This is a genomic window from Veillonellaceae bacterium, assembly GCA_012523975.1.
GTDB lineage: Bacteria > Bacillota > Negativicutes > JAAYSF01 > JAAYSF01 > JAAYSF01.
Genome location: JAAYSF010000073.1, coordinates 1 through 22,634, shown reverse-complemented (window position 1 = coordinate 22,634; position 22,634 = coordinate 1). Strand labels below are relative to the sequence as shown.

The 22,634-nt window shown below is 44.6% G+C and carries 25 protein-coding genes; 1 reads left to right on the top strand and 24 read right to left on the bottom strand.

From position 1 onward, the window contains the following. Nucleotide 1 precedes the first annotated feature (1 nt). From citF to GX348_10125, 23 genes are all read right to left on the bottom strand, one after another. Nucleotides 2-1,543: a citrate lyase subunit alpha gene (gene citF / locus GX348_10235; GenBank protein NLP42556.1), complete on the bottom strand. Its 1,542-nt coding sequence runs from the start codon at nucleotides 1,541-1,543 to the stop codon at nucleotides 2-4. After that, a complete protein-coding gene (locus GX348_10230; protein ID NLP42555.1) occupies nucleotides 1,540-2,415 on the bottom strand; it encodes a CoA ester lyase in 876 nt (291 codons plus the stop codon). Before GX348_10230 ends, citF begins: the two co-directional genes overlap by 4 nt. Then, nucleotides 2,415-2,708 carry a citrate lyase acyl carrier protein gene (gene citD, locus GX348_10225; protein NLP42554.1) on the bottom strand — a complete coding sequence of 98 codons (294 nt, stop codon included), beginning with the start codon at nucleotides 2,706-2,708 and terminating at the stop codon, nucleotides 2,415-2,417. Before citD ends, GX348_10230 begins: the two co-directional genes overlap by 1 nt. Nucleotides 2,709-2,757: 49 nt before the next feature. After that, nucleotides 2,758-3,663, bottom strand: coding sequence for an alanine-tRNA synthetase second additional domain-containing protein (locus GX348_10220; protein ID NLP42553.1), 906 nt, complete (start codon nucleotides 3,661-3,663; stop codon nucleotides 2,758-2,760). Nucleotides 3,664-3,730: 67 nt separating this feature from the next. Then, a complete protein-coding gene (locus tag GX348_10215) occupies nucleotides 3,731-4,975 on the bottom strand; it encodes a methylaspartate ammonia-lyase (protein ID NLP42552.1) in 1,245 nt (414 codons plus the stop codon). Nucleotides 4,976-4,994: 19 nt separating this feature from the next. Beyond that, nucleotides 4,995-6,446 (bottom strand): methylaspartate mutase subunit E, encoded by a 1,452-nt coding sequence (locus tag GX348_10210; GenBank protein ID NLP42551.1) that lies wholly within the window; start codon nucleotides 6,444-6,446, stop codon nucleotides 4,995-4,997. 2 nt (nucleotides 6,447-6,448) lie between these two features. Beyond that, nucleotides 6,449-7,834 (bottom strand): MutL protein, encoded by a 1,386-nt coding sequence (locus GX348_10205; protein NLP42550.1) that lies wholly within the window; start codon nucleotides 7,832-7,834, stop codon nucleotides 6,449-6,451. After that, nucleotides 7,827-8,258 carry a methylaspartate mutase subunit S gene (locus GX348_10200; GenBank protein ID NLP42549.1) on the bottom strand — a complete coding sequence of 144 codons (432 nt, stop codon included), beginning with the start codon at nucleotides 8,256-8,258 and terminating at the stop codon, nucleotides 7,827-7,829. Before GX348_10200 ends, GX348_10205 begins: the two co-directional genes overlap by 8 nt. An 87-nt stretch (nucleotides 8,259-8,345) precedes the next feature. Next, nucleotides 8,346-9,305: a winged helix-turn-helix transcriptional regulator gene (locus GX348_10195; protein ID NLP42548.1), complete on the bottom strand. Its 960-nt coding sequence runs from the start codon at nucleotides 9,303-9,305 to the stop codon at nucleotides 8,346-8,348. A gap of 169 nt (nucleotides 9,306-9,474) precedes the next feature. After that, nucleotides 9,475-9,912, bottom strand: a complete 438-nt coding sequence (locus GX348_10190) for an RDD family protein (protein ID NLP42547.1) — start codon at nucleotides 9,910-9,912, stop codon at nucleotides 9,475-9,477. Nucleotides 9,913-10,005: 93 nt separating this feature from the next. Then, entirely contained in the window at nucleotides 10,006-10,482 is a 477-nt protein-coding gene (locus GX348_10185; protein NLP42546.1) for a metallophosphoesterase, read from the bottom strand. Beyond that, nucleotides 10,479-11,072, bottom strand: coding sequence for an XTP/dITP diphosphatase (locus GX348_10180; protein ID NLP42545.1), 594 nt, complete (start codon nucleotides 11,070-11,072; stop codon nucleotides 10,479-10,481). The genes GX348_10185 and GX348_10180 overlap by 4 nt, the downstream gene beginning before the upstream one ends. Beyond that, nucleotides 11,072-11,815: a ribonuclease PH gene (gene rph / locus GX348_10175; protein ID NLP42544.1), complete on the bottom strand. Its 744-nt coding sequence runs from the start codon at nucleotides 11,813-11,815 to the stop codon at nucleotides 11,072-11,074. Before rph ends, GX348_10180 begins: the two co-directional genes overlap by 1 nt. 29 nt (nucleotides 11,816-11,844) lie before the next feature. Then, nucleotides 11,845-13,167 carry a histone deacetylase gene (locus GX348_10170; protein NLP42543.1) on the bottom strand — a complete coding sequence of 441 codons (1,323 nt, stop codon included), beginning with the start codon at nucleotides 13,165-13,167 and terminating at the stop codon, nucleotides 11,845-11,847. Next, a complete protein-coding gene (locus GX348_10165; GenBank protein ID NLP42542.1) occupies nucleotides 13,164-14,840 on the bottom strand; it encodes a hydantoinase/oxoprolinase family protein in 1,677 nt (558 codons plus the stop codon). Before GX348_10165 ends, GX348_10170 begins: the two co-directional genes overlap by 4 nt. A 2-nt stretch (nucleotides 14,841-14,842) precedes the next feature. Then, nucleotides 14,843-15,607 carry a 2-hydroxyglutaryl-CoA dehydratase gene (locus GX348_10160; GenBank protein NLP42541.1) on the bottom strand — a complete coding sequence of 255 codons (765 nt, stop codon included), beginning with the start codon at nucleotides 15,605-15,607 and terminating at the stop codon, nucleotides 14,843-14,845. A gap of 9 nt (nucleotides 15,608-15,616) precedes the next feature. Continuing rightward, nucleotides 15,617-16,594, bottom strand: a complete 978-nt coding sequence (locus GX348_10155; protein NLP42540.1) for a 2-hydroxyacyl-CoA dehydratase — start codon at nucleotides 16,592-16,594, stop codon at nucleotides 15,617-15,619. Nucleotides 16,595-16,670: 76 nt separating this feature from the next. Then, on the bottom strand, nucleotides 16,671-17,345 hold the full coding sequence (locus GX348_10150) for a F420-0:Gamma-glutamyl ligase (protein NLP42539.1): 675 nt from the start codon (nucleotides 17,343-17,345) through the stop codon (nucleotides 16,671-16,673). Nucleotides 17,346-17,367: 22 nt separating this feature from the next. After that, nucleotides 17,368-17,901 (bottom strand): hypothetical protein, encoded by a 534-nt coding sequence (locus GX348_10145; GenBank protein ID NLP42538.1) that lies wholly within the window; start codon nucleotides 17,899-17,901, stop codon nucleotides 17,368-17,370. Nucleotides 17,902-17,976: 75 nt separating this feature from the next. After that, entirely contained in the window at nucleotides 17,977-18,783 is an 807-nt protein-coding gene (locus GX348_10140; GenBank protein NLP42537.1) for a glutamate racemase, read from the bottom strand. Nucleotides 18,784-18,830: 47 nt separating this feature from the next. Next, complete coding sequence (locus tag GX348_10135) at nucleotides 18,831-19,232, bottom strand: acyl-CoA thioesterase (protein ID NLP42536.1); 402 nt, start codon at nucleotides 19,230-19,232, stop codon at nucleotides 18,831-18,833. Nucleotides 19,233-19,377: 145 nt separating this feature from the next. After that, on the bottom strand, nucleotides 19,378-20,448 hold the full coding sequence (locus GX348_10130) for a GNAT family N-acetyltransferase (GenBank protein ID NLP42535.1): 1,071 nt from the start codon (nucleotides 20,446-20,448) through the stop codon (nucleotides 19,378-19,380). Nucleotides 20,449-20,685: 237 nt separating this feature from the next. Next, nucleotides 20,686-21,279: a rubrerythrin family protein gene (locus GX348_10125; GenBank protein NLP42534.1), complete on the bottom strand. Its 594-nt coding sequence runs from the start codon at nucleotides 21,277-21,279 to the stop codon at nucleotides 20,686-20,688. 648 nt (nucleotides 21,280-21,927) lie between these two features. On the opposite strand from GX348_10125, the gene GX348_10120 reads away from it, so the two are divergent. After that, entirely contained in the window at nucleotides 21,928-22,110 is a 183-nt protein-coding gene (locus GX348_10120; protein ID NLP42533.1) for a hypothetical protein, read from the top strand. Nucleotides 22,111-22,340: 230 nt separating this feature from the next. Here the strand turns inward: GX348_10120 and GX348_10115 are convergent. After that, the coding region (locus GX348_10115) for a hypothetical protein (GenBank protein NLP42532.1) at nucleotides 22,341-22,634 on the bottom strand (294 nt) is incomplete at its 5' end.

Below are 22,634 nucleotides of genomic sequence, written 5' to 3'. Positions count from 1 at the left end.
ATCAGTCCACCACCTGGCGAACAACATCAATTATAGTCCCGTCACGGTACTCAACTACAGCAACAATATTATCACCGGTAACTACCGCATCAGGCTCGCCGGCAATATCTTCGGCCAAAGCTTTCAATTCAGTAATATCTTTAACCAACAATCCCGCCGCTTTCAATTGTTCTTTCAAATCTTCGCGCTGGGGATTTACAGCTACGCCGCGTTCGGTTACCAGTACGTCAATGGTTTCACCCGGTGTTGTAACGGTTAATACTTTGTCAACAATAATCGGCAAACGACCGCGCAACAGATTGGCCACAACAATCGTGATTTCAGCTCCCGCCGCTGCATCGGCGTGCCCGCCCGAACCGCCCATTATAACGCCGTCAGAGCCAGTAACAACGTTTACATTAAAGTCGGTGTCAATTTCAGTTGCCCCTAAGATAACAGCGTCGAGCATATTTACGGTACACCCCGAATTGTATGGACTGGCGTAATAATCAGCACCAATTTCCAGGTGGTTAGGATTAGATCCGATTGATCTGACTGCTTCTAAGTCAAAACCTTGCACATCCATTAGCTTTTTAAACAAGCCCTTTTCCAGCATTTCTACCATATAGCCGGTTATTCCGCCTAATGCAAAACTCCCGGTTATATTCTGCTTCTCCATCATTTGACGGACAAAGTGGGCTGTAGCCAACGACGCTCCACCAGCTCCCGTTTGGAAGGAAAAGCCATCTTTTATCAGGCCGGCAGCTTTTATTACCCTGGCTGCATTATCTGCAATTTTTAGGCCTACCGGGTCTTTAGTAATACGGGTAGTGCCGGAGACTATTCCTTTAGGGTCACCAACACTGTCGACTTTTACAACATAATCAACCCGAGTTTGCGGGATCGAAACAGGCATTAGCGGATAATCAAAAATACAATCGGTGACCGCTATAACATGGTCGGCATATTGGGCGTCAGGAAAAGCATAACCAAGCGAACCGCAGGCTGCGGTACCCTGAACACCGTTAATATTGCCATATTCGTCGGCAGCAGGCGCGGCTATGAAAGCAACGTCAATTTTAAGCTGTCCGCACTCAATAGCCCGCGCCCGCCCGCCATGCGTACGCATAATTACAGGCTTGGCTAAGATGCCGTGTGATATTGCCTGAGCGACAGGCCCTGACATGTAGTTGATGTCAAGAGCGGTAACAACACCGTTTTTAATATGATCGATTAACGGTTTGTGCACCGGAAAAACCGAACTTAGCGCAACTTTTAGATTCTTAATGCCGAGTTGAGCCGCAGTTGCCAATACCATGTTAACAACTTTATCACCATTCCGAAAGTGATGATGGAACGAAAGTGTCATGCCGTCGACAACCGGTATGGCCTTAAATGCTTGTTCTAAACTATTTAACAGCTTGCTTTGACGGGGCCTAACCATCTTTACCTTAGGCGCCCGACGCTCCATATTCGGCGGAGTATTAAAGGCCCCGGCGAAGGGCACTACCTTGCCATAGCCCTCTATTTGCTCAGGTATTTCACGATTAATTGCATTTCTCATATCTCAGCCTCCTTAACCAAGCCCAACAGCCTTGCTAAGTATAGGATACGTTCTGCGCGATTAACAACAGGCGCATCAACCATTTTGCCGTGAAGTGATGCAACGCCTGAGCCTTCGGCTTCGGCCAGCCGAATAGCCTCTACAACCCGCTCCGCCCATTCGATATCATGCTCAGTCGGATTAAACACCTCATGAATAATATCAATTTGCCGCGGATTTATAGCTAATTTACCCTTAAAGCCAAGTTGTTTGGCCATCTCGGTATCCTCTAAAAGTCCTTGCTCATCATTAGCATCGGTGTACGGAGTATCTATTGATTGGATGCCGGCCGCAGCCGCCGCATTTACAATCAACGTGCGGGCTGTGAATATCTCTGTTCCTTGTTTTGTACGATTAGCGCCGAGCACTGCCGTATAATCCTCGGCACCCAAGGCCAGTGCGACTACGCGTTCGTCAGCCTTAGCAATATTATACGCCTCGGCAATACCACGCGGCGTTTCAAGCAAAGCAATCAAATTCACCCGTTTCTGACCAGGCTTTTCAGCCGCTTCAATCAGGGAGACCACTGCTTTTATATCTGCAGCCGACTCTACTTTGGGCACCAGAAACAGGTCCGGCTGACACGGAACAAGGGTTCTTATATCTTCTTTGCCAAAAGTGTCTATGGTATTTATCCGGACAACGGTTTCGCTGCGCCCATAGTTAACATTAAGCAATGAATGGGCTACCAATAGACGCGCCGCATCTTTCTCGCCCGGAGCCACCGCATCCTCGACATCTAAGATAACCGAGTCAGCGCCGAACACACCGCCATTTTGCAGCATTCCGGGATTATTACCCGGAATGAACAGCATTGTCCTTCTAAGATCCATTACAGTACCTCCCCCTTCAGCACTGCGCCCGCCCTGCCAAGCGCTGCCAAAGTACGTGCCTTAATGGTACAATCCAAAGCTCCTCTGTCGACTGCTTTCAGATAGACGTCTTCTATACCCTGCTCAGCTAAAACCCCAGCAAGGGTTTGGCGAATAGCTCTGCCATATTGAGCCATCACGATACTTTCAATTTCAATAACAGTCCCGGAGCCTTCGGCAAGCGGGGAAACAGTAACTAATATATCACTTGATTCGAGGGTGCCCGCCTGGGCAGTCGTTAAAATTATTCCCAAACCTAAAGCCTCCCTTTGAGCCAGTCCTGCTGACTCCAATTTGTGGAAATTATATCGAAACAGCGTAACTTACGCCGGCAAACCCGTCAAGATTTTCAGATAGCGGTCCAACTTGGCCGATAATAAGAAACGTATTGGCCTTTGGATCAAACTTGTATTCTTTGAACAGACGAAAGTTCTCAATGTTCTCAGTGTTTCTAACATGTGTACGAGGACCTGAGCAATCCCACACATCCTCGCCAATTCTGATGTGGCCCTCATCATAATATGATACATTAATACCCTCATCAATTATCTTGTTTACCTTCTTCTCAACTTCGTTAAGGTCAGCCTCAATCAGAGCCGGATACTCAAGTACAAACCCGTGATGAACGTCGCGATGTCCAAATTGTAGGCCGGCACCATAGTCTTTCGTCAATACCATACTTGTAAGGTCCTCAGCAGTATGTGCCATTTTACGGTACCTTAATGTTTTTACAACAACATCCTTGATTTCTTGCGGAAAAGGTCCGAAGACTGTCGGACGAGAAACAATAACTTCGCCGCCAACCCCAATCAAAACTTCGGCGTTTATTCCTAAAGCAGGATAAAGCAGGTCAAAGTGTTCAACAATGACCCGCTTGTTATTCTTGAGCGCCAGCTTTACTGCCTCGGCCAAGACATGCAGTTGCGTAAAAGCCATTTCAAATCTCATATCTACATGATACGAATGGCTGGAAAAAAAACCTTTATCAACATTCTTAAGCAACGGCAGCGGTCTGACATTTACTCCGTCATCATCATTAGTTAGTTCCAGGCCGGGAAACATGCCTTTGATAAGCGATGATTTGCCTGCGCCCGCATCGCCAATGACACCTATCAGTCTGTCAAGCGGTGATAAATAGCGTTCACTGATTTGCTGCCCAAGAACATACATCCGATTACGGCCCCGCGGTGCAAAGTAACTGGCGTACATAAGTTGTTCAATAATTGTTGGTTTCATACTATACCTCCATTATCTGCACCGCTGCGGCCTTGTAAAACTAATAAGCTTTACGCAGTGCCAGAATACGGTTCATTTCGTTGTAGACAATCATTAATCCTTCGTCTACCCCCATGCCCGGTTTGGCAAGCATTTGGTCAGGCTGGGTAGCCATTGCAATGTGTACACATACTTGTGCTGAACGATCAGTCTCATTGCAAGTGCCGCCTTGGTAGGCTCCAATACCTTTTTGTTTGCAATATAGATTGGCTTCAATAATATTGTTTATACCGCCAAGGTCCGGCGTTTTGATTTGCAGCATATCACCCGCATGGTTATCGGCAAACAGTTTGATGTCTTCAAAAGTATTGCACCATTCGTCAGCGACAATTTCAACTTTAATATTAGCCTGATGTACACGCTCGGTAATCTCGGCCAAAATAGCAATTTGTTTGTCGCGGTCCTCAACGTCGACAGGGCCTTCAATCCGTAACTTTAAAGGCGCAGCAGCTTTTTCTAACTTTGCAAAATAGGCTACAATTTTGGCAATATCATTGTCAAATGCCAAGCCGATAGTGCCATAGACATCGATATGCAGCACCGGGTTGTAGTCTTCATCGGTACGAAGCTTCAAAACGCGGTTTTTTAACCATTCAACGTATTCCAACAGCAAGCTGCCGTCATCGCCGAGCTTGGATTTTACATGGTTAATAAGTGCATGTGGCAGTACCTGAGCCTTTTTGATAATCATCTTGTCAGCGTTATCATAACGATCGTCGCCTGATTGAGTAAAGACTGGAATCTCTTTGTCACTAACTTGAGTATTATATTCTTCAGCGATTACTTCGCACATCAATTTATGTTTTGCTCTAGCTACCGCATCAAGAATAGCCTGGGTTACACCATAACGCAGAGCAGTATGAATGCGCTTGCCGGTTTTCGAATCAACCATATTGTCTATTTCTTCGGCCAGCGCTTTAAATGATGAGAGCTCACGACCAACTAACCGCGGCTTTATTTCTTGCTGGATAACCGGAATAAAATCATCAGCCAAGAACAATGGGTCACGCCCGCCGGCACCGCTATATTGCACAGCTGCGCAATCACCATAAGCTACCTGTCCGTCCTCAAGCACAATCATCACCGATACACACTCGCCGGCTTGACGCACCTTCTGAAAGCTAGGAGTGACCGGATTGCCAATGTATGTGAAGCCATCATGCTCAGCACCTGCTTTAATGGCCCGCTGGTCATCAAAATAAAACCCTGTTAGCCCTCTTGAACACACAATGTCTTTTATTTTCATTAAGAACATCTCCTCTTAATTATCTAGGTCTGCCAACAAGGCGGCCTTTTGAAATAGCATATATATCATCAATTACCATTTGGAAACTGGCGATGCGGCCTTCGGCTTTCGCGCGCTCATCCATTTTTATTTTATGAAAATCAACAAGGTCTTGGGTGAACGGCAGATTGCCGGTATCAAACAGTCTTACTGCGCCGGTATTGTCCCGTGCCGGTAAAATCTTGTTGAGGGTATAGTTGCTTGGCGCAAACGGTACATCAAGAACGCCCGCCTGAAATGCTCTAACAGTTCCAATGGCATAGTCGTTCTTACCTAGTTCAAATACTTTATCCAAAATACAACGCGTTTCTGCTTTAATAATTTCAATTTCCTGCTCAACTTCCTTAGTAATCGGGAAGGGCTGATCCAACAGCATGTTAATTGCTTGCTTGGTAGCTCTGAGACCCTGGGCATTAGCTTCTTTCGTCGGAATCCCCAGTGCTTCATGCGGAGTTTTGACAATTACTTTAGTTGCTTTGGACAGAGCTGCCGCTGCCGCTCCCCATGAAATTACCGCAAAGGCTTTAGCCTCGTCTTGCGGGAATCCGCCCATCCACTGATGGAAGACCGTAGTTAGAATACAGTCGTTATAACCATGCTTTGCAAAATACTCTTCGGCCAGCTGCTCAAGCGACTTGATAGCCGCAACATCCTGAATTAAATTACCGCATTGACCGTAACCAAGAGTTATATTTTTGACACCTTGTTCAGCCGCAAGCATCCCTTCGATAATAGCAATAGCATGGGAAATACTGGGCGGAACAAGAGTGCCGGTCAGTGGCCCGAACGGTTCACGGTTGATCTCAATACCATGCTCAGCATACAAACCGACAAGACGGTCAGCATATTGCCAGTCAAGAATTGTTTTTTCCAGTGATACACTCTTTGCATACGGAATGTTATACGAAATTCCGCCGCCCTCATATGAGGTGTAACCGCCGGCCAGCGTTATTTCGGTAAGTAAACGGGCATCAGGGGTGCCATGACGAACTTGCAGCGGAGCATCAACACTTTCTACAACTTGACGGACACCTTTTACCCCATGGTTAACGGCCGGAAAACCGTTTAGCAGCGAACGCCCTGCCCTTTTACTTTCTTCAATGCCGTTCTCGGCTTCTTTATACTGATTTTGCCGGGTGTAACTGTCGATAGTTGTCGGCAAAAGATCAGCCTCACCTTCAGTGCGAAGGAAATTCAATAAATTGATATGTTCATTGATCAAAGCTACACCGGCTCTAGGCTGGGTGAGCGTTTCGCCATTTTTCTTAGCTTTTATTAAGCGTTTTGCAAACTGCCGCTTGGCCGGGATAGTTTCATGATATTTTACCGCTTCCTCAAAATTGACTTCGTCGCCGGTAGGCCATTGTTTAAGTACTTCTTCACGCACAGCATTAAATTCAGCATGCGTCCACTTTTTATTTTTTAATTCCACTGTTATTCCCTCCGCACAATATATTTTTTCATTAGTCGAACAGCTAAATCCGGATATTCTCCACCTAAAAGACCCATTGACGCTAAGATATAATCGCTGTCGATCAGATATTCAGGTTCCTGCGGTTTCAAAATATGCGGAACAGAGTGATCGAACATTATACCGCTGAGAATCTCCTCAGGTTGAGGATTATTGATAATTACGCCACCCGTGCCGACTACTGTCTTTACGGCTGTTAAATCTTTGCCAACTTGAACAAACGCCGGGCCGTATAATGTATAAACTGTCTCCAAGTGACCAGCGTGACGATCGGCGCTAACACTGGTACAGGCCCGCCCCATAGCAATTTCCGTTTTTTCTTCCTTTTCGCCTTTCGGCAGGTACTCAATTTCTTGAGCTACTTTATCGACATATCGGACAACTTCTTCTTCCGGTATCCCGGCATAGCCGGCAATTATATTAGCTCCGGCCGCCTTGAGCAGCGCTCCGGCACTGTAGCGCATCCCGAGGTCACCTTCTACCGTCCGCTTAGCAAACGGTTCAGGCAAACCACGCAGGGCAACATTTGCTTTGGTCGGATCACCCTTGGCTATCGAGTATATATCCGTTGTTGCACCACCAATATCAACTACCATAAGATCGCCTAGCCCAGTTTCATTCGGACCGCCTATTGACAGCAATTCAGCTGCCGTAAGAACGGCTGCCGGGGTCGGCATGACCATTTTATCGACAAACTTGTTGGCTCGGTTGAGCCCTTTGGCTGCGATAATTCGTTTCAAAAATATCTCGCGGATGGTTTCCCGGGCCGGCTGGATATTTAATTCATTAAGCTTAGGCATGACATTTTCAGTATGACGAACTTCGGTCATCGTCTCAGAAAGAATCTTTACTATCGTCGGCGTAACCGATTTATTGCCGGCAACTACCATCGGCACATCTTGGCCTAAGTTTTTTAGCATATTGGCATTATGGAGAATGACTTCTTTATTGCCGCCATCTGTGCCACCTGCCAGCAAGATAATATCAGGTTTCATTGCCGCGATTTCTTCAATCTCATATTCACTTAACTCATTGCCAAATACCCCGAGAATCTTTGCTCCTGCTCCTAGCGCTGCACGTTTTGCAGCTTCCGCCGTGAGTTCCGGCACCAGACCAACGGCCACCATTTTAAGTCCTCCGGCCGCACTCGAACAGCCTAGCACTTTGACGAATTCAAGCTTTCCGGTTTTTTGGAATAAATCCTCAAGAGCCTGATTCAAGCCATCCATGATATCAGTTTCGACTGTTGTTATCCCGCGGGCCGTACCCAAAATAGCCTCGCGCTCAACATCTACTGCCGTGATTTTGGTATAAGTACTGCCAAAATCAATGAGCAATACATTATTCACTTAAAAGCCCCCGCTTTTTAAGATCGCTTCTTAAATCTTCCGTTACTTGATCAGGCAGTGTACCTGGCGCATAAACCTTATCGTAACCCATTTCGGTGAATTTTTTCTCAACCTCGGCGAAATCAGTTTTACCAACTACAAGATTACCGCCGACATAGAGAAGAATATTGCCAATTCCAGCCTCACGGCAGCGATCTCTAAGTCCCCGGCAATCTATTTCACCATGTCCATAAAGCGAAGCTACTAATATAGCTTTAGCATCAGTTTCAATTGCAGCGTTCACAAAGTCTTCCTGCGGCACTAAAACTCCCAGATTAACCACTTCAAACCCCGCTGCGGTAATAGCGTGATTGAGAATTTTGTTACCTACAGCGTGACAATCTGCACCGATAACACCCAAAACTACTTTTACCTTGTTCTCCATGTATTAAAACCCCTTTGCATTTTAAAAATTGGCAGTTCACACTGCTTATTCCACACTGATGATATTCATTTGTATTATGGTTACCCTTTATACTGGCGTAATCAATCTGGCCAGCAGCTGATTTAAAGACCCCTGATCAATCTCATAATAGAAGGGTATTATATCCTGACCTTCTTGCGCATATCGTCGAACAGCATTCTGGCGTTCATCGGCCACCACTATAACGCTTTGCTGCGCAATAAATTTCCGTAGCTGTTCGGGATCATCGGAGTAACAAACTTGAAGGTTAAGCCCGCTAATCATATTCTTGCTCAGCAATGATTCAAATAATTCAAAATAATGACTGCTGACAGCAACCACTCCAACTGTTGTTCCTACTACCAGTCTCGCTAATTTAATAACAGCTTCTAAGTTCGGAACGGCAGCTACAGTAATTAGCTTGGTTTTATCTCCTCCCATTAAATCGGCTACTTCAGATTTGTGTTCAACTGCTGTAACAACAAGATCGCATGCCACCAGAAGTTCTGCCGGAACTTTTCCCGTTCTCAACTCCAGAAGACTAATTTCTTCAAAACTAACATTGACCGTTTGACCAATCTGACTTACATAGTGATGCACATGTTCAGGGGCACAAGCTACAACTGCTATGCGCATACTGCGAACTGCAACAGCTTTTTCCTGAGCCCGTATTCTGACAATAGCAGCAAACTGTTCAAATGAAAAACCCAATTCCTGCGCTTTCGCCATTGCATTGTCAATTAGCCTGAGTAGTCGCTCCCGCTTACTACCGGCGGCGTCTATTTGAAAATCATCGTCTGCAACAGCTTTAACAAACGTCCCTCGGCCTTGTCGAGCCTCAAGCACGCCTTCCATTAAAAGCTCTTTATAGGCGGCACTGACTGTATTCCGGCTTATACCAAGTTCAGCGGATAAATCCCGCTCGGTAGGCAGTTTGGAACCAGGTTTATAATCACCCGCCTTTATCTTTTCCAGAATGTAGTTTTTCACCTGAAGATATATGGGCATCCCAAAACGTTGTAGAATCATATTTACCTCGCATATTGGATTAATCCATTAGTCCAATTACTTTTTATGAATATATTATCCCATATGCGTATTCAAAAGACAATGCTTTTGGGGAAATTTACCTAACCATTTAAACCCAATAAAAGACTTAGGCGCGAACTTTACGCCTAAGTCTTTTATCAATGCTGAATTATTTAAGATTTTTAACGCGGACTACAATTGTTCCGGCGACTTTATCACCAATCCGTTGATTTAGTTCAGTTACCCATACTGAAATTACACCAATTATATAGGCGGCCGGCAAGGCGTCAATAACCCGGAGCACTGTTCTCAGCACAGCTGCCCGGACATCGCAAGGACTTCCATCCAACTTGACCACCTTTAACCCGACTGCCATCTTGCCTAGAGTCGCACCTTTTTTCCCTTCAAACAACACATAGTAAGCTAAGCCCAACAAAGTGCTTAACAATAATCCCGGACCTTCCAACTCAAAACCGCTAGATCCATACGTGCCAAAAACAACGGCAATAATATAAGAAATAGGCAAAAAAACCAAGGCATCAATCAATAAAGCAAGGAACCTAATACAAACTCCGGCCCCTTTTAGTATTTGACGTTCACCTTCCATCTCCAGACTCCCCTCATACTTTATATTGCGGCTGCAGCCATCAATACAATATATGCATTACATAAAAAAAAGCGCCTTTTATGACGCTTATTTCTATAGTAATTCGATTTGGCAGGCGGAAATATTATCTCCATCAATAGTTATAATTCCAAAGGTAGGCTTTTGATTATTAGACGGCAGCGATGCGCTACCGGGGTTAAACAGTAAAGATTCAGCATCTTTTATTAATTCCGGAATGTGAGTGTGACCAAAAACAACGATAGCTGCCTCATACTGTCTTGCCCAAAATCGAAGTTCCGCTAATCCTTGATTAACATGGTAGCGATGTCCATGTGTCAGCCATATCGACAGTCCTTCGAGGTTTAAAAATTCGTCAAGCTTGGTCGGTGCACCGCCATCACAGTTTCCCTTGGCTGCAATCACCTGCACACCGGTTAATCTCTTGAGGTAATCGCTATCCCAGCTATAGTCGCCGCAGTGCAACCAAAGGTCAACTGCCCCCGCCGCTTCAGCTGCCTTTTTTATCGCCGTCATGTTGCCATGTGTATCGCTAATAACACCGATCTTCATCTAAAAAATCCTACCAGCTTGGCCGCCATATTTTTTATGGCGAGACCCCGATGACTTATAACGTTTTTTTCAGCAACAGTAAGTTCTGCAAATGTTTTGCCGAATTGTGGGACATAAAACAGCGGATCGTAGCCAAAACCGCCGTTTCCGCGCGGCTTGTCTAAAATAATACCTTCACATATTCCGTCAGCAGTAATGATTTTGCCATCGTCGGCAGCAAACGCCAACGCGCAGCGAAATCGACCGGAACGATTATCACTCCCTGTTTTCATAAGTTCATCGAGCAGCTTTATATTGTTCAGCGAATCGGTAGCATGCTCGCCAGCATAGCGCGCCGAATATACGCCGGGCGCTCCTCCTAAAGCGTCAACCTCAAGCCCAGAGTCATCAGCCAAGCATGCTTTGCCGGTATGGTGAGCGTAATGACGCGCTTTTTTTTCGGCGTTCTCAGCAAAGGTGCTACCGTCTTCAACAGCTTCCGGAATTTCACCAAAATCAGTTAACGACAAAACTTTCACCGGCAATTCAGCCAACGCAGCGGCAAACTCAGCAACCTTACCGGCATTTTTAGTGGCGATAACTATCTCAATCACCCTTCACGCCCCACCTTCCATGATAGCGGTCCTAAAATATCTTTCTGATAGTCAATCAGTCTATTCACACCGGCTTCACCAATCTCCAGCATGTCATTAAACTGCTTCCTGGTAAACGGGTGCTTTTCACCAGTACCTTGGACCTCAACAAATTGCCCAAACCCCGTCATGACAACATTCATATCTACAACAGCATTAGAGTCTTCTTCATAGCATAAATCAAGCACAGCATCTTCGCCGACAATTCCTACACTAATTGCCGCAAGAAAATCTTTAACTGGGAACGGTTTGGCCGAATCTGAATAAATTTTATCGACAGCATCAACCAAGGCAACAAAAGCTCCGGTAATAGAAGCTGTTCTTGTCCCGCCATCAGCCTGAACAACATCACAGTCAATCCAGATAGTCTTTTCCCCCAACGCCTTCAAATCAACAACACTGCGCAGCGCTCGGCCAATCAGCCGCTGAATTTCATGCGTGCGGCCGGTTAATTTGCCTTTCGCCGACTCTCGGGCGTTACGCGTCTGAGTCGACCGCGGCAGAAGTGAATACTCAGCTGTAATCCATCCTTCGCCAGTACCCTTCAAAAAATGCGGTACCTTGTCTTCAATTGTTGCCGCACAAATAACCTTTGTATTGCCGACTTCTATTAAAACTGACCCCTCAGCGTATTTTAAATAATCGCGTGTTATTTTCACTTTCCGCAGTTCATCTTTATCGCGTCCATCGACTCTTGTCATGGTTACCTCCTAAGTATTGTTTCTTATCGCTATAACTTCTCAAAAACGTCCTGTTGCTTATCTTGGATAAAATAATGGCCATAGCGGCCCTGGTTTCTTGCCTTAATCGTTTCATCTTTGGCTTGTTTTCTGCAACGCGGGCAGGAATCCCGCGGAACAACAGCCGCAAATGCCGACTTCGCCCCAAAACCATATCCTTCGGCCTCTGTCTCGACAGTGAAGTAACCAGAGCATTTCGGGCACACCCGCACTCGTTCACGGCGTTCCTCATTAATGCCGCTGTCATCATAGTATATGCCGCGCCGGCTGACCCAGAAGTCACCAGCCTTCGCTATCGCTTCGCGCCTGAGAGAATCACGGGCTGCCCAAATCCCGCGCCATTTATCGACTATTTGTCTAATATACAAAGTAGTTTTTTCGCTTTGGTTCGGGCAATCTTCAATATGCGGTTCAACAACTTTTCGATAGTCCAAATTAGCCATCGCCAAAATAATGCCAACATTAACATAGGGCAAGGCATCTTCAATCGAATACCCACCTTCTAAAACGGCGATATCGGCCTTAAGCTTATCGGCCAACCGGGCATAACCTTGGGCAGTTATAGCCATATTGGCTAAAGGATCGCTGTAATGGTTGTCCTGCCCGGCTGAGTTAATTACGAGATCAGGTTTGAAATCAGCTAACATCGGCACAATTAGATTGTCAAGTACATAATGAAGACCTTGGTCAGTTGTCCCAGGCGGCAGCGGAATATTAATATTAGAGCAATAGGCGTTAGGGCTGCCCATCTCATCCATAAAACCTGTTCCAGGATATAATGTACGACCATCCTGATGAAATGAAATAAATAACGTATCAGGATCATGATAAAAAATATCTTGGGTCCCGTCCCCATGATGAACATCAGTGTCAACAATGGCGACCTTCTTAATGCCATAGTATTTACGTAAGTATTCCACCATAATTGCTTCAATATTTATTGTGCAAAAACCCCGCGTGCCGTGTACAACCTTCATGGCATGATGACCGGGAGGTCTCACTAAAGCAAAAGAGCGGGCCACCTCGCCCTTCAATACAGCCTCGGCTGCCGTAATTGCCCCGCCTGCCGACACTAAGTGAGCATCGGTAATTAAAGAGGCTATATCAGGCACTCCGAGATGAACTCGCTCAATATCTTGATACGTGGCCAGCCGCGGTCTATACTCGCAGATTTCAGGCATGTCTAAAAGACCCTCTTCCACAATCTGATCACGCGTATATAAGAGTCTTTCCTGACGTTCGGGATGAGTTGGCGTTATTGCCCAGTCAAAGGCCGGGAAAAACACCAGACCAAGCGGTTTTTTGGCAGTCATTCCAATACCCCCTTTGCCCCGCTATCATCAATTGGCATAAGTACACCTGGTTTAATTTGGACACGAGAGCTAATTATCTTACCAGTCGAGTTAAAACCTCTCACTAAATTAAACTCTTCCTGTTGAACAACCTCAACATCTGAGGCGTCTATCCCGACCTGGCGAGCCCGCTCTTGCAAATATTTAACGGCTAATTGATAGGCGTCCGAAAGACTTAGCCTGCGGTTGGCGAGAGCTTGCTTAACACCAAGTTCAGCTACCGAATAATAGCCTTCAGCAGTATCAGCACGGAGCGTAATATCAATTGTCGGGCGCGCAACCGCGGCTCCGACTGCGTTTGCTACCATTGCGCCGTTTGGCACTTGGCAAGGAATCCCGAATTGCTTGGCGATAACAGGCGACAGACCGCCAGCTGCGCCGCCTACTCCAATCAGGGTCTCAGGTTTAAACCGAGCAGCTTTTATAACATCCTCAACCCGGTAAACAGGCTCAGCAGCTTGCTCGTCAATCATATCATTGATAGCTTTTTTGACAATTTCAGCTGCAGTATTCAGCACCGCCCAGGCAGCGTCAGTTAGCGACTGCCCTGGTAAAGCTACTTGAGAAATAGCCTGAAGGGCTCTATTTTTGTCGCCAAACCTAGCCAAACCTGCCACAATCATGGCGTCAGATAAAGCTGGCCAGTTCCCGCCGGCTGCCATAGCCGGACCTTTTCGCATTGGCCCGACTCTTAATTCACCATTCTCACGCCAAATAAAGCTATCGCCGCCTATTCCAACTGACTTCAGGCGAAGCGAACGAATAGAGGTGGGAAAGCCTTTTATCATTGCGCCGCGTGATGAAAATAACGGCTTGCCATTTTCCCAAAGGGCAATATCGGTTGTCGTCCCGCCGATATCTACCGATACTGCTGGACGATCTGAATTATACATTGCCATAATACCTAAAACACTTGCAGCCGGCCCAGTGAAAACCGCCTCTACAGGTAGGGTTTTGGCTGCCGTCAGCGGCATCGTTCCCCCATCGGCCTTTAATATGTAAACCGGCGCACTAATCTTTCTTTGCAACAACGCCCGTTCAACGGCCGCAGAAAAATTGCTAAACTGCCTCCAAACGGCCGCATTAAAATAGGCTGAGTTAGTCCGCCGCCAAAAATTAAGACTGCCCGAAACTGCCGACCCGATTGTTATATGGCTTGGTTTAGCTTCATCTTTTATCCATTCAGCCATCAGTGTCTCGTGTTTAGGATTCCGCACTGCAAACTTACCGACAACGGCATATACGTCGATATCGGCGCTGCGCCTGCAAAAATCCTGGATTTCGGACTTTTCGATTTTTTTTACTTCCCGACCGCGATGATCGATATAACCAGACAATATAAAGGCCGGAGCGGGAATAATTTTGCTAGTGTCAAACCCTGGTCCGGGAACAAGACACAGCCCCACCTTTTCAATCCGGCCTTCGATTAACGCATTTGTGACAATAGTTGTAGAAAGAGCTACCCTTTTAAGCTTTGACTGGTCAATAGCCGGAAGTATATCATCAAGGACATTTAAAATACCTTCCAGAAGGTCGTGATGCGTAGTTTGCCTCTTAGCGCTAGCCAATATCCTGCCCGATGCAATAATTACAGCATCAGTAAAAGTCCCCCCCACATCAATCCCCAGCAGCACATTTATCGCCTCTTTTTCGCTTGATATACTGCACAGCCGATTGCTCCATTCAATTGCGGATGTTTCGGCACAACCACCTTAACTTGGAGTTCGCGCTCAATCAGTTCGCGAATAGCCTTACCCAAGGCAACCCCACCTGTAAATATTATAGTCTCGCTCGCCAGAGCCGTCAGCATCGGTCTAATCCGCTTAAAAATGGTATAGTTGACACCGGCAGCTAATGCCGAAATACTATGACCCTCAACAATTCGGCCGATAAGTTCTGACTCACCAAAGATTGCGCAAGTGGCATTCAATTCGACCGGGTTTTCACTATAGCTGCTCATTTCGGCTAAACTGATTCCCAGAACAGTTGCCATGTTTTCCAAGTAGCGGCCTGTACTCGCAGCACATTTATCATTAGTTTCAAAGCCTACCATTTTGCCCTTGCGCACTTTAATTACCTTGCTATCCTGCCCGCCTAGATCCAGCAAAGTGAAATCTTCTAGGCCGGTCTGCCAGATAGCACCTGCAGTATGGGCTTTGAGCTCCGCAATAACTGTCGCGCCGACAATATCAATAGTATTTCGGCCATAACCGGTAGCCGTAACTTGCGTTACCTCACCTATTTCAAGCGCAGCAAAGTCGACTACCATACCCTCGTCGGTTCGTCGACCAAAATTACGATAAAATTCAACGGTTTCATAAACTTTTTCAAACTTTATTTCTTCGCCGTCCATTACTACCAATTTTACGCTGCGACTGCCTAAATCAATCCCGCATCTCATCTAATCACCTCACCGGAGCATTTCTAAGAAACTATCAATTCTAAGCCGCGTCCGCGCGTCAAGCTTGCCCGGCTTGTCACCTTCGATTGTCAGAATAGGGATATCTAAACGTTCGCGAAGAATCATATCCTCAATTTGTCTGAAACAGAAACTTTGAACATAATGAATGATTCCATCAAGGTTACGCCTCTCAGCTTCTTTACGAATGTCGTCTATCCGGCCAAAAACACCGTACGGATATGTGTATAGCCGATATTGTTCAACCACGTCCTCAACCTCATTCGGCATTGCGAATTGCCGCTGCACCTCGTTAAATACCACCCTAGCCCCCATTTGTTCAAGATAGGGGTAAAGGTCAGTAAAAATTGGCGGTACGCCTATGTAACCAATTCGGAGCTCTTCATTAAACTCATCTCCAGCTTCGGCCTTAACAATAAATGTATCAACATCTTTTTCAAAGGTTTCCACATCACCATTAAAATCACTGCACGATACTTGATACAGGTGATTGTGAAACCCGCTTACAGTGTTTTCCTCCCAAGTGAGGCGGTCGATTTCTCTAACTTTGGCCCTTACTTTATCCAAACGCTGCTTTGTCTTTTGGACAGCGTCCCAGTCGGTTCCAAGGACTTTCATAAGCTTTTCCATCTGAAGTTTTAAAAGGTCATAATCCCGGTCAAATGGATAAGCAAACGGTATTGTACTAATACCGGCATGTTCAAAAGTTTCCATCAGAGCATGAGTATTACTGCAGTCGCCTTGAGTAACGGCTAGCACTTTGTCTATATCAGGACTGTTTACAACAACAGAATATAACCCCTTTATCCAGCCGCAGATATTTCGAGGATAACCGGCGTCCTCGGCAGCCTGCACATGCCGCTGCGCGCCTTCGTCCCCAATAAAAATATTATTAATATCTATAGGAATATGACCGGCGGCCAAAATTATTTCAACCGGCACCGTAGTTGTTATTCCAATGCGGGCCACGTATTACTGCCTCCTTGCAATCTTCTAGTTTAAACAATAAAGAGGATAGTGTTATTCTATCCTCTTACGTAGTCATTTAACCCAAAGCTTTAGCCTGTGCTGCTGCCTCAACTTTTCCATAATTTTTGATAATAACGATAGGCGTCCTCTGAGAAGCATTGCCAAAGGGATTATCAATGAGGATCTGCGCCAACCTTTCGGGGTCCAAACCAGATGAAATCCCCAGCACTGCAGCCCGTTTAAGGTCATTAACATCGGCAACCGCTGCGCCAAAACATCCCAAGCGGCTTTTGATCTCTTCAGCTACTCCGTTAGGATTGTCCGGACCGTATACAATATGTTTATCAAACGGCGGCATTGTACCGGTAACATCATCAATCAGGGCCGCTTGTCTGCCGGCCAGTTCGTAAAAGACGCCGTCTTTACCAATAATCTTAGCTAAAAAGCCCATAATCATGGCAAAAAACACCCGCCATTGACCCTCTGCATTAATTGCGGCCTGCATGCCGTAACAGCTAGATAAACTGCCCTTCTGCGGTACAAACCGGCACATAACCTTAGCTAAAAAAGACGGTTTTAATTCTTCCGGTCTAGTAGCCTGCCCCTGTGTAATTGCAACAACACTTTCTGCTACCGACACAATATCATCGGGACCAATATCATCTTGGGCATATTCTATAATTGCGTCAACAATGTTATCTTCTGGAGTTAAAATCCGGGTACGTACCGGTTTAAGTTCTAATTCTGCCATGACACTACCTCCTGCACCGATTCTATACGGCGCGTTTTAAGCCTGCTGCTTTTGCTATTTCCTGCGACTTCATGACTAAGCGGTTTTTGGTAATATACCATTCGCTGCGTGCAACTATTTGGTACACAATATCAATGGGCATGTCCACCATTTGGCCGAGAGCTTCACGGATATTCCCGTTTTTGGCGGTTAATTTAACTGTAACAATAACAGCCTGACCAGTCGTCTTGGGAACAATCAAAGCCTCAAAGTAGCCGTCGGTACGTGGAGCTGTCTCAAGTTCCAAGCGTGAGTTTACCTCTACGCCATCATACTGCTCATACGGTAGAAGATGACGGGTATAGGCGTCCATAATTGTACCATCTTGTGTTCCTTTGTTTACAAACGGAACCTTGCACGAAAAAGTTGCTGTATTTTCCGTCATGTCTACAAGTGTAAACTCTGTGCGCTGGTCGACTAAGAATTCAAACTCGGCGTCGCCTTGACGGACTATATAAATCCAAACTGAGAGAACAACCACGACAACCAGCACAATTAAACCAAACAAAAACTCCACGACAAATCCTCCATATACACCAATATAAACTACAACTAAGAATTATACCAAAAATTCCCCAAATTTTCTAGGTCTTTAACGAAAATCTTGCAGATTGACCAACCTAAAGCTAACAGCTGTAGTATCAAATAGATGTCCTGCCATCCGTGCGGCTTGTTCAAGGTCGGACGAAAAGCATAATTCTACTGAACCTTGCCCTCTAGCCGCCAGCTGATCAGATTTTTTCAAGATTTCCCAAGCGTCCTGAGCTGTTTCACAAGCCGGGTTTATAATAGCCGTACCCTTGCCCATGAAACGGCTGATAACCTCCGTAATAAATGGATAATGGGTGCATGCCAGTATTATAACATCTACCCCTGCCTGCTTTAGCGGTAGGAGATATTCAGCAGCAGCTTCCTCAATCTGCGGTCCCTCTAAAATTCCGCTCTCAATCAACGGCACTAATTGGGGACACCCAACCGCGTAAATCTTAGCATTTGAATCCTGTATGAATAACTCCTTTTCATGTAAGCGGCTGGTAACTGTTGCAACCGTGCCAATAACCCCAATTTTTTTGGTAGTGCTTAGCTTAATTGCCCTTTCTAGGCCGCGATTAACGCCAACAGTAGGAAGTTTGTATTTCTCCTTAACAAACTCATAACTAACTGAGGTCATAGCATTGCAAGCCATTACAACCATTTTTATGTCCTGCGCTGATAAAAATCGCATTATATCATCGGTAAATTCCTTTATTTCTGCCGGAGGCCGCGATCCATACGGCACCCGAGCCGTATCGCCAAAATAAATAAAATTCTCGCCTGGCAGTAAATTAATCAATTCTTTCATTACGGTCAGCCCGCCGATCCCAGAGTCAAACACCCCTATTGGCGCATTATTTCCCATACTGCCGCCCCCTGTATCTTAGTGTCTCTTTTCAATGAACATCATATTCATTTTACAGTAAATTTTTCCAACTTGCTATAATACTCAGCAGGCAGCCTGGTTATTTTTCCATTTGTCGTAAATAGATTCGTCGTTTGGCCAGTTGCCAAAAGAATACCATCCGCTTCCCGCCGCACTTCATAAGAGAAAACCATCTTTACTCGGGAATAATCGATCATTTTGGTTTCGATTAATATGTAATCATCAAACTTTGCCGACGAATGATATTTACAGCTTACTTCTGTTATCGGGAATAAAATACCGCGCTCCATCATCTCAGTCAACAAAATACCCGCTTGCCTTAAATACTCCACCCGTCCCATCTCGAACCAGCGGAAATAATTGGAATGATGAACAACACCCATCATATCAGTCTCAACAAAACGGACTTTTTCTCTTACTGTAATCATAAACTTCACCTTCTATTAAAATTTAACCTGATTTACTTGCCATAGATATCCAGTGAATTCTCGTTTTATTGTACTTATATTTATTTAATATGTCAAAGTGCCGACAGGACCTCAAAAAAGAGCCCGCAGGCTCTTTTGGCAGTTTTTACTCTATAGCAACATATTCCGGACGCGGCAATTTTTGAGGCAGCAATTTATTAGAATCCCCTTCCGAATGGCGTTTATTTTCCTGAGCAGCCTTATTCTGCAAATGCGCCGGGCGAAACATTAAATAATATGCCTCTTTTTCTACAAAGCCGAGCCTTTCCAGTGCTTGCTGCTTTTCAATACCATCACGGTAAATTGTCGTGCTGATTGTTCCTCTCTTATATGCTCGGAGTAATTGAAGAGCTTGTATATAAACCCGTTCACGCAAATATTCATGCTCGGAGTCGAGCATTACATTCATAATATGGGACTGTGCTTTTAAATAGCTTTGTAATTCCAGACTACCGACAATCCTGCCATGCCTTTCGAGAACATACTGCTGCTTAACAATGCCCATCATATAGTTTTTAAACCACTCAAGAGATTTGGTAAACAAGTTTGGATTAAATTCACGAACCTCACGGCGAGCTATTTGATGCAACTTCAGAGGCAGGCTCTTAAGATAAAGCTCGTAAATTTGCTGCCAATCATTATTATTACGCTTGCGCAGCCCACCAAGCCGCGACTTAGCCGTATTCGGCACAGGGAGGCTTTTATCAATATCTTTATCATAATGAAGGATTTGGGCCTTATCAATAAAGCCCAGGCGTTTATAGAGGTTGTAGGCCGGATTGTCTGCTCTTACTTCAAGAATAATATCGTAATTATTACGAGCCGCCCCATCGATCAGTTTGCGCAGAATTAAAGTCCCCAAGCCTTGGCCGCGGTACTTTTTATTTATAGCAATGAAATCCAAATGCAATTGGCCGCGATTAAAAAAGGATACCTGCATAAAGCCTGCAACTTTTCCATCCACCCGGCAAATATAGATACTAAACAGATTTTTAAGCCACAACGAAATACCGCTAAGCGGTAATAGCACAAAATAAAACTGCCGGATTCGATGAATACGCTGCCTAATTATTGCGACGTCTACTTCTTCGCCAAATTCCTTAGTAAAGATCTTTTCTAAGTCATTCAAGTCATGATAACGAACTTTTTCAATACTAATATTGCGTGAGCTTGGCATTGTCATATACTCCCTCACTATTACGCTATTTAACATTAGTATTGACAAGAGAAAAAAAAATAGCCTCCCACTATGTCCCCCATTTTAAAAATCATCTTAACTGCTTTATAATCTTCTGCGCTGTAGCCATCAGCATACAAATTAGCGATATGCTAGCCCACTAATTACTCCACCTTGTTAATCAAAGTAAAAATTAAAGCGAAGCCATAATGGCTCCGCTTAATGTTTGTAGGTAAATTAGTAAGTTTCAACGAATACTTCAAAGTGGGCTGTAGGATGGATACAAGCCGGACATAAATCAGGCGCACCTTCTCCTTCATGTACATAACCACAGTTGCCGCACTTCCACAATACTTTGCTATCTTTTTTGAATACTTTACCCTCGCTGATATTATTCGCTAATTTTACGTAACGTGTCTCATGGCGTTTTTCAGCCGATGCAATCATGTTAAAAGCCTTAGCAATTTCCAGGAAACCTTCTTCTTCAGCAACTTTGGCAAAAGCGGGATAAAGGTCAGACCACTCTTCGTTTTCACCAGCAGCGGCTGCCTTCAAGTTGTCCAGCGTACAGCCTTGAGCAACAGGAAAACCAGCAGTAATCTCAATCATTGCCGGCAGTTCGCCTTGGAATCCTTCGAGTAAAAACTTATAAAATCTTTTTGCATGCTCTTTTTCATTGTCGGCTGTTTCAATAAAAATATTTCTTATCTGTTTATAGCCTTCTTTTTCCGCTACCGAGGCGTAATAAGTATAGCGATTACGAGCTTGGGACTCACCTGCGAATGCTTTGAGCAAGTTTTCAGCCGTTTTAGTGCCTTTTAAATTTTTCATTTTCTTCTCCCCCTAATTATATATATTCTAGATAAATTTAATCCTTTTCTAAAAAATCCTATCCATTGATAATATTACCATATAGATAATTATAATTCAAGTTCAAAATTGCATTCAATATTATGGTCGTCACAGTTAAACTATGCTTTTACTTATGCATCATAAATTGTGAATATGACTGGCGGCAAAAAAAGAGCCCGCAGGCTCGTTTTAATTACCCTTGATTTTAAAACAAACAATTAACACAACACAGAGAGATAACAGGCTAGCTACTCCAAAACTAATGATACAAAGTCTAATCGTATCCATAGCGGAGGCCTCCTCTCTATTCTTCTGTTATTTTAATTGTACTATTTTCTGTATATTCTGTCAATTGTAGAGATAGCTCTATCTTCTTGTATATTGTATAAAGCAATACGTCTATTTGAACCTCCAGTTTTTTACTGCCCGGATTTGATATTCTCGTTCTGGTCAAACTAGCATTAGGAGGTGATTCTTTTGAAAAGTTCCGACGGCTACGGCGAAAAACTCGGCTACAAATTACCGCACACCGTTAAAAATAGGAGCAATGAGACGCCACCTATTCAGAAAGATGTCTATGCAAAACAAGAAGAACAATTTAAATAGTGTTGCAGAGGTGGTCAATTAATGACATATCGAAATAATAGCTCATATCTAAAGTTCCGAACTATTTCAAAAACCACCAATCAGCTAATGTCTGCCGGAAAAGATATGGACTTTGCAATCGCTAAAAATAAAGAGAAAGTATTTTTACGAGACAATCCTGCCATCAAATCAAACCAAAATGTTTATGATTTCCTTTCAGATTAGTCCATAATCCAACCTCTCTCAACCCTGTATTAGCAAAAAACCGTCTGCCCTAAGACAGACGGAAAATCGGGAGGTAATCTATATCAACAGAGTAGTTACCCCACTCTGAATTGACTATGGTTTAATATTAGCTGATAAATTTTAGAATTAATTTAGAATTAAATAGAAGAAACCGACCCCAAAACCTTATCGACAGGTATTGAGGTCGGTATTCTATTATATTTCTTTAACTAGGCCTCGGGCTCAGCGGGTTCGGGTGCAGGTGCAGGTTCAGTAGTCATTTGACCAATCGAAAATTTCTCTTTATCAATATTTGCATTAACACCAGCATAAATGATATTACTAACATTTACAGCTATGCAAGAACCTTCAGGAAACTCTACATTTACCCATTCAATTCTAAAACCACCGTTGATTTCTATTTCTCGCAGACTTACCGATTCAGCGTCCTTTGTTAACTCGAGCAAGATAAAGTCACTGCCGCAAACACATTTTTCTTTATGGTCCTTATGATCATCACATTT

Excerpts from the sequence above, each read along its gene's own strand:
- GX348_10160 (NLP42541.1), bottom strand. The coding sequence starts at position 15,607 with ATGAGATGCGGGATTGATTTAGGCAGTCGCAGCGTAAAATTGGTAGTA.
- GX348_10230 (NLP42555.1), bottom strand. The coding sequence starts at position 2,415 with ATGGATCTTAGAAGGACAATGCTGTTCATTCCGGGTAATAATCCCGGA.
- GX348_10120 (NLP42533.1), top strand. The coding sequence starts at position 21,928 with ATGACATATCGAAATAATAGCTCATATCTAAAGTTCCGAACTATTTCA.
- GX348_10220 (NLP42553.1), bottom strand. The coding sequence starts at position 3,663 with ATGTACGCCAGTTACTTTGCACCGCGGGGCCGTAATCGGATGTATGTT.
- GX348_10190 (NLP42547.1), bottom strand. The coding sequence starts at position 9,912 with ATGGAAGGTGAACGTCAAATACTAAAAGGGGCCGGAGTTTGTATTAGG.
- rph (NLP42544.1), bottom strand. The coding sequence starts at position 11,815 with ATGACAAGAGTCGATGGACGCGATAAAGATGAACTGCGGAAAGTGAAA.
- GX348_10130 (NLP42535.1), bottom strand. The coding sequence starts at position 20,448 with ATGCCAAGCTCACGCAATATTAGTATTGAAAAAGTTCGTTATCATGAC.
- GX348_10195 (NLP42548.1), bottom strand. The coding sequence starts at position 9,305 with ATGATTCTACAACGTTTTGGGATGCCCATATATCTTCAGGTGAAAAAC.
- GX348_10170 (NLP42543.1), bottom strand. The coding sequence starts at position 13,167 with ATGACTGCCAAAAAACCGCTTGGTCTGGTGTTTTTCCCGGCCTTTGAC.
- GX348_10215 (NLP42552.1), bottom strand. The coding sequence starts at position 4,975 with ATGAAAATAAAAGACATTGTGTGTTCAAGAGGGCTAACAGGGTTTTAT.
- GX348_10140 (NLP42537.1), bottom strand. The coding sequence starts at position 18,783 with ATGGGAAATAATGCGCCAATAGGGGTGTTTGACTCTGGGATCGGCGGG.
- GX348_10185 (NLP42546.1), bottom strand. The coding sequence starts at position 10,482 with ATGAAGATCGGTGTTATTAGCGATACACATGGCAACATGACGGCGATA.
- GX348_10125 (NLP42534.1), bottom strand. The coding sequence starts at position 21,279 with ATGAAAAATTTAAAAGGCACTAAAACGGCTGAAAACTTGCTCAAAGCA.
- GX348_10200 (NLP42549.1), bottom strand. The coding sequence starts at position 8,258 with ATGGAGAACAAGGTAAAAGTAGTTTTGGGTGTTATCGGTGCAGATTGT.
- citF (NLP42556.1), bottom strand. The coding sequence starts at position 1,543 with ATGAGAAATGCAATTAATCGTGAAATACCTGAGCAAATAGAGGGCTAT.
- GX348_10150 (NLP42539.1), bottom strand. The coding sequence starts at position 17,345 with ATGGCAGAATTAGAACTTAAACCGGTACGTACCCGGATTTTAACTCCA.
- GX348_10135 (NLP42536.1), bottom strand. The coding sequence starts at position 19,232 with ATGATTACAGTAAGAGAAAAAGTCCGTTTTGTTGAGACTGATATGATG.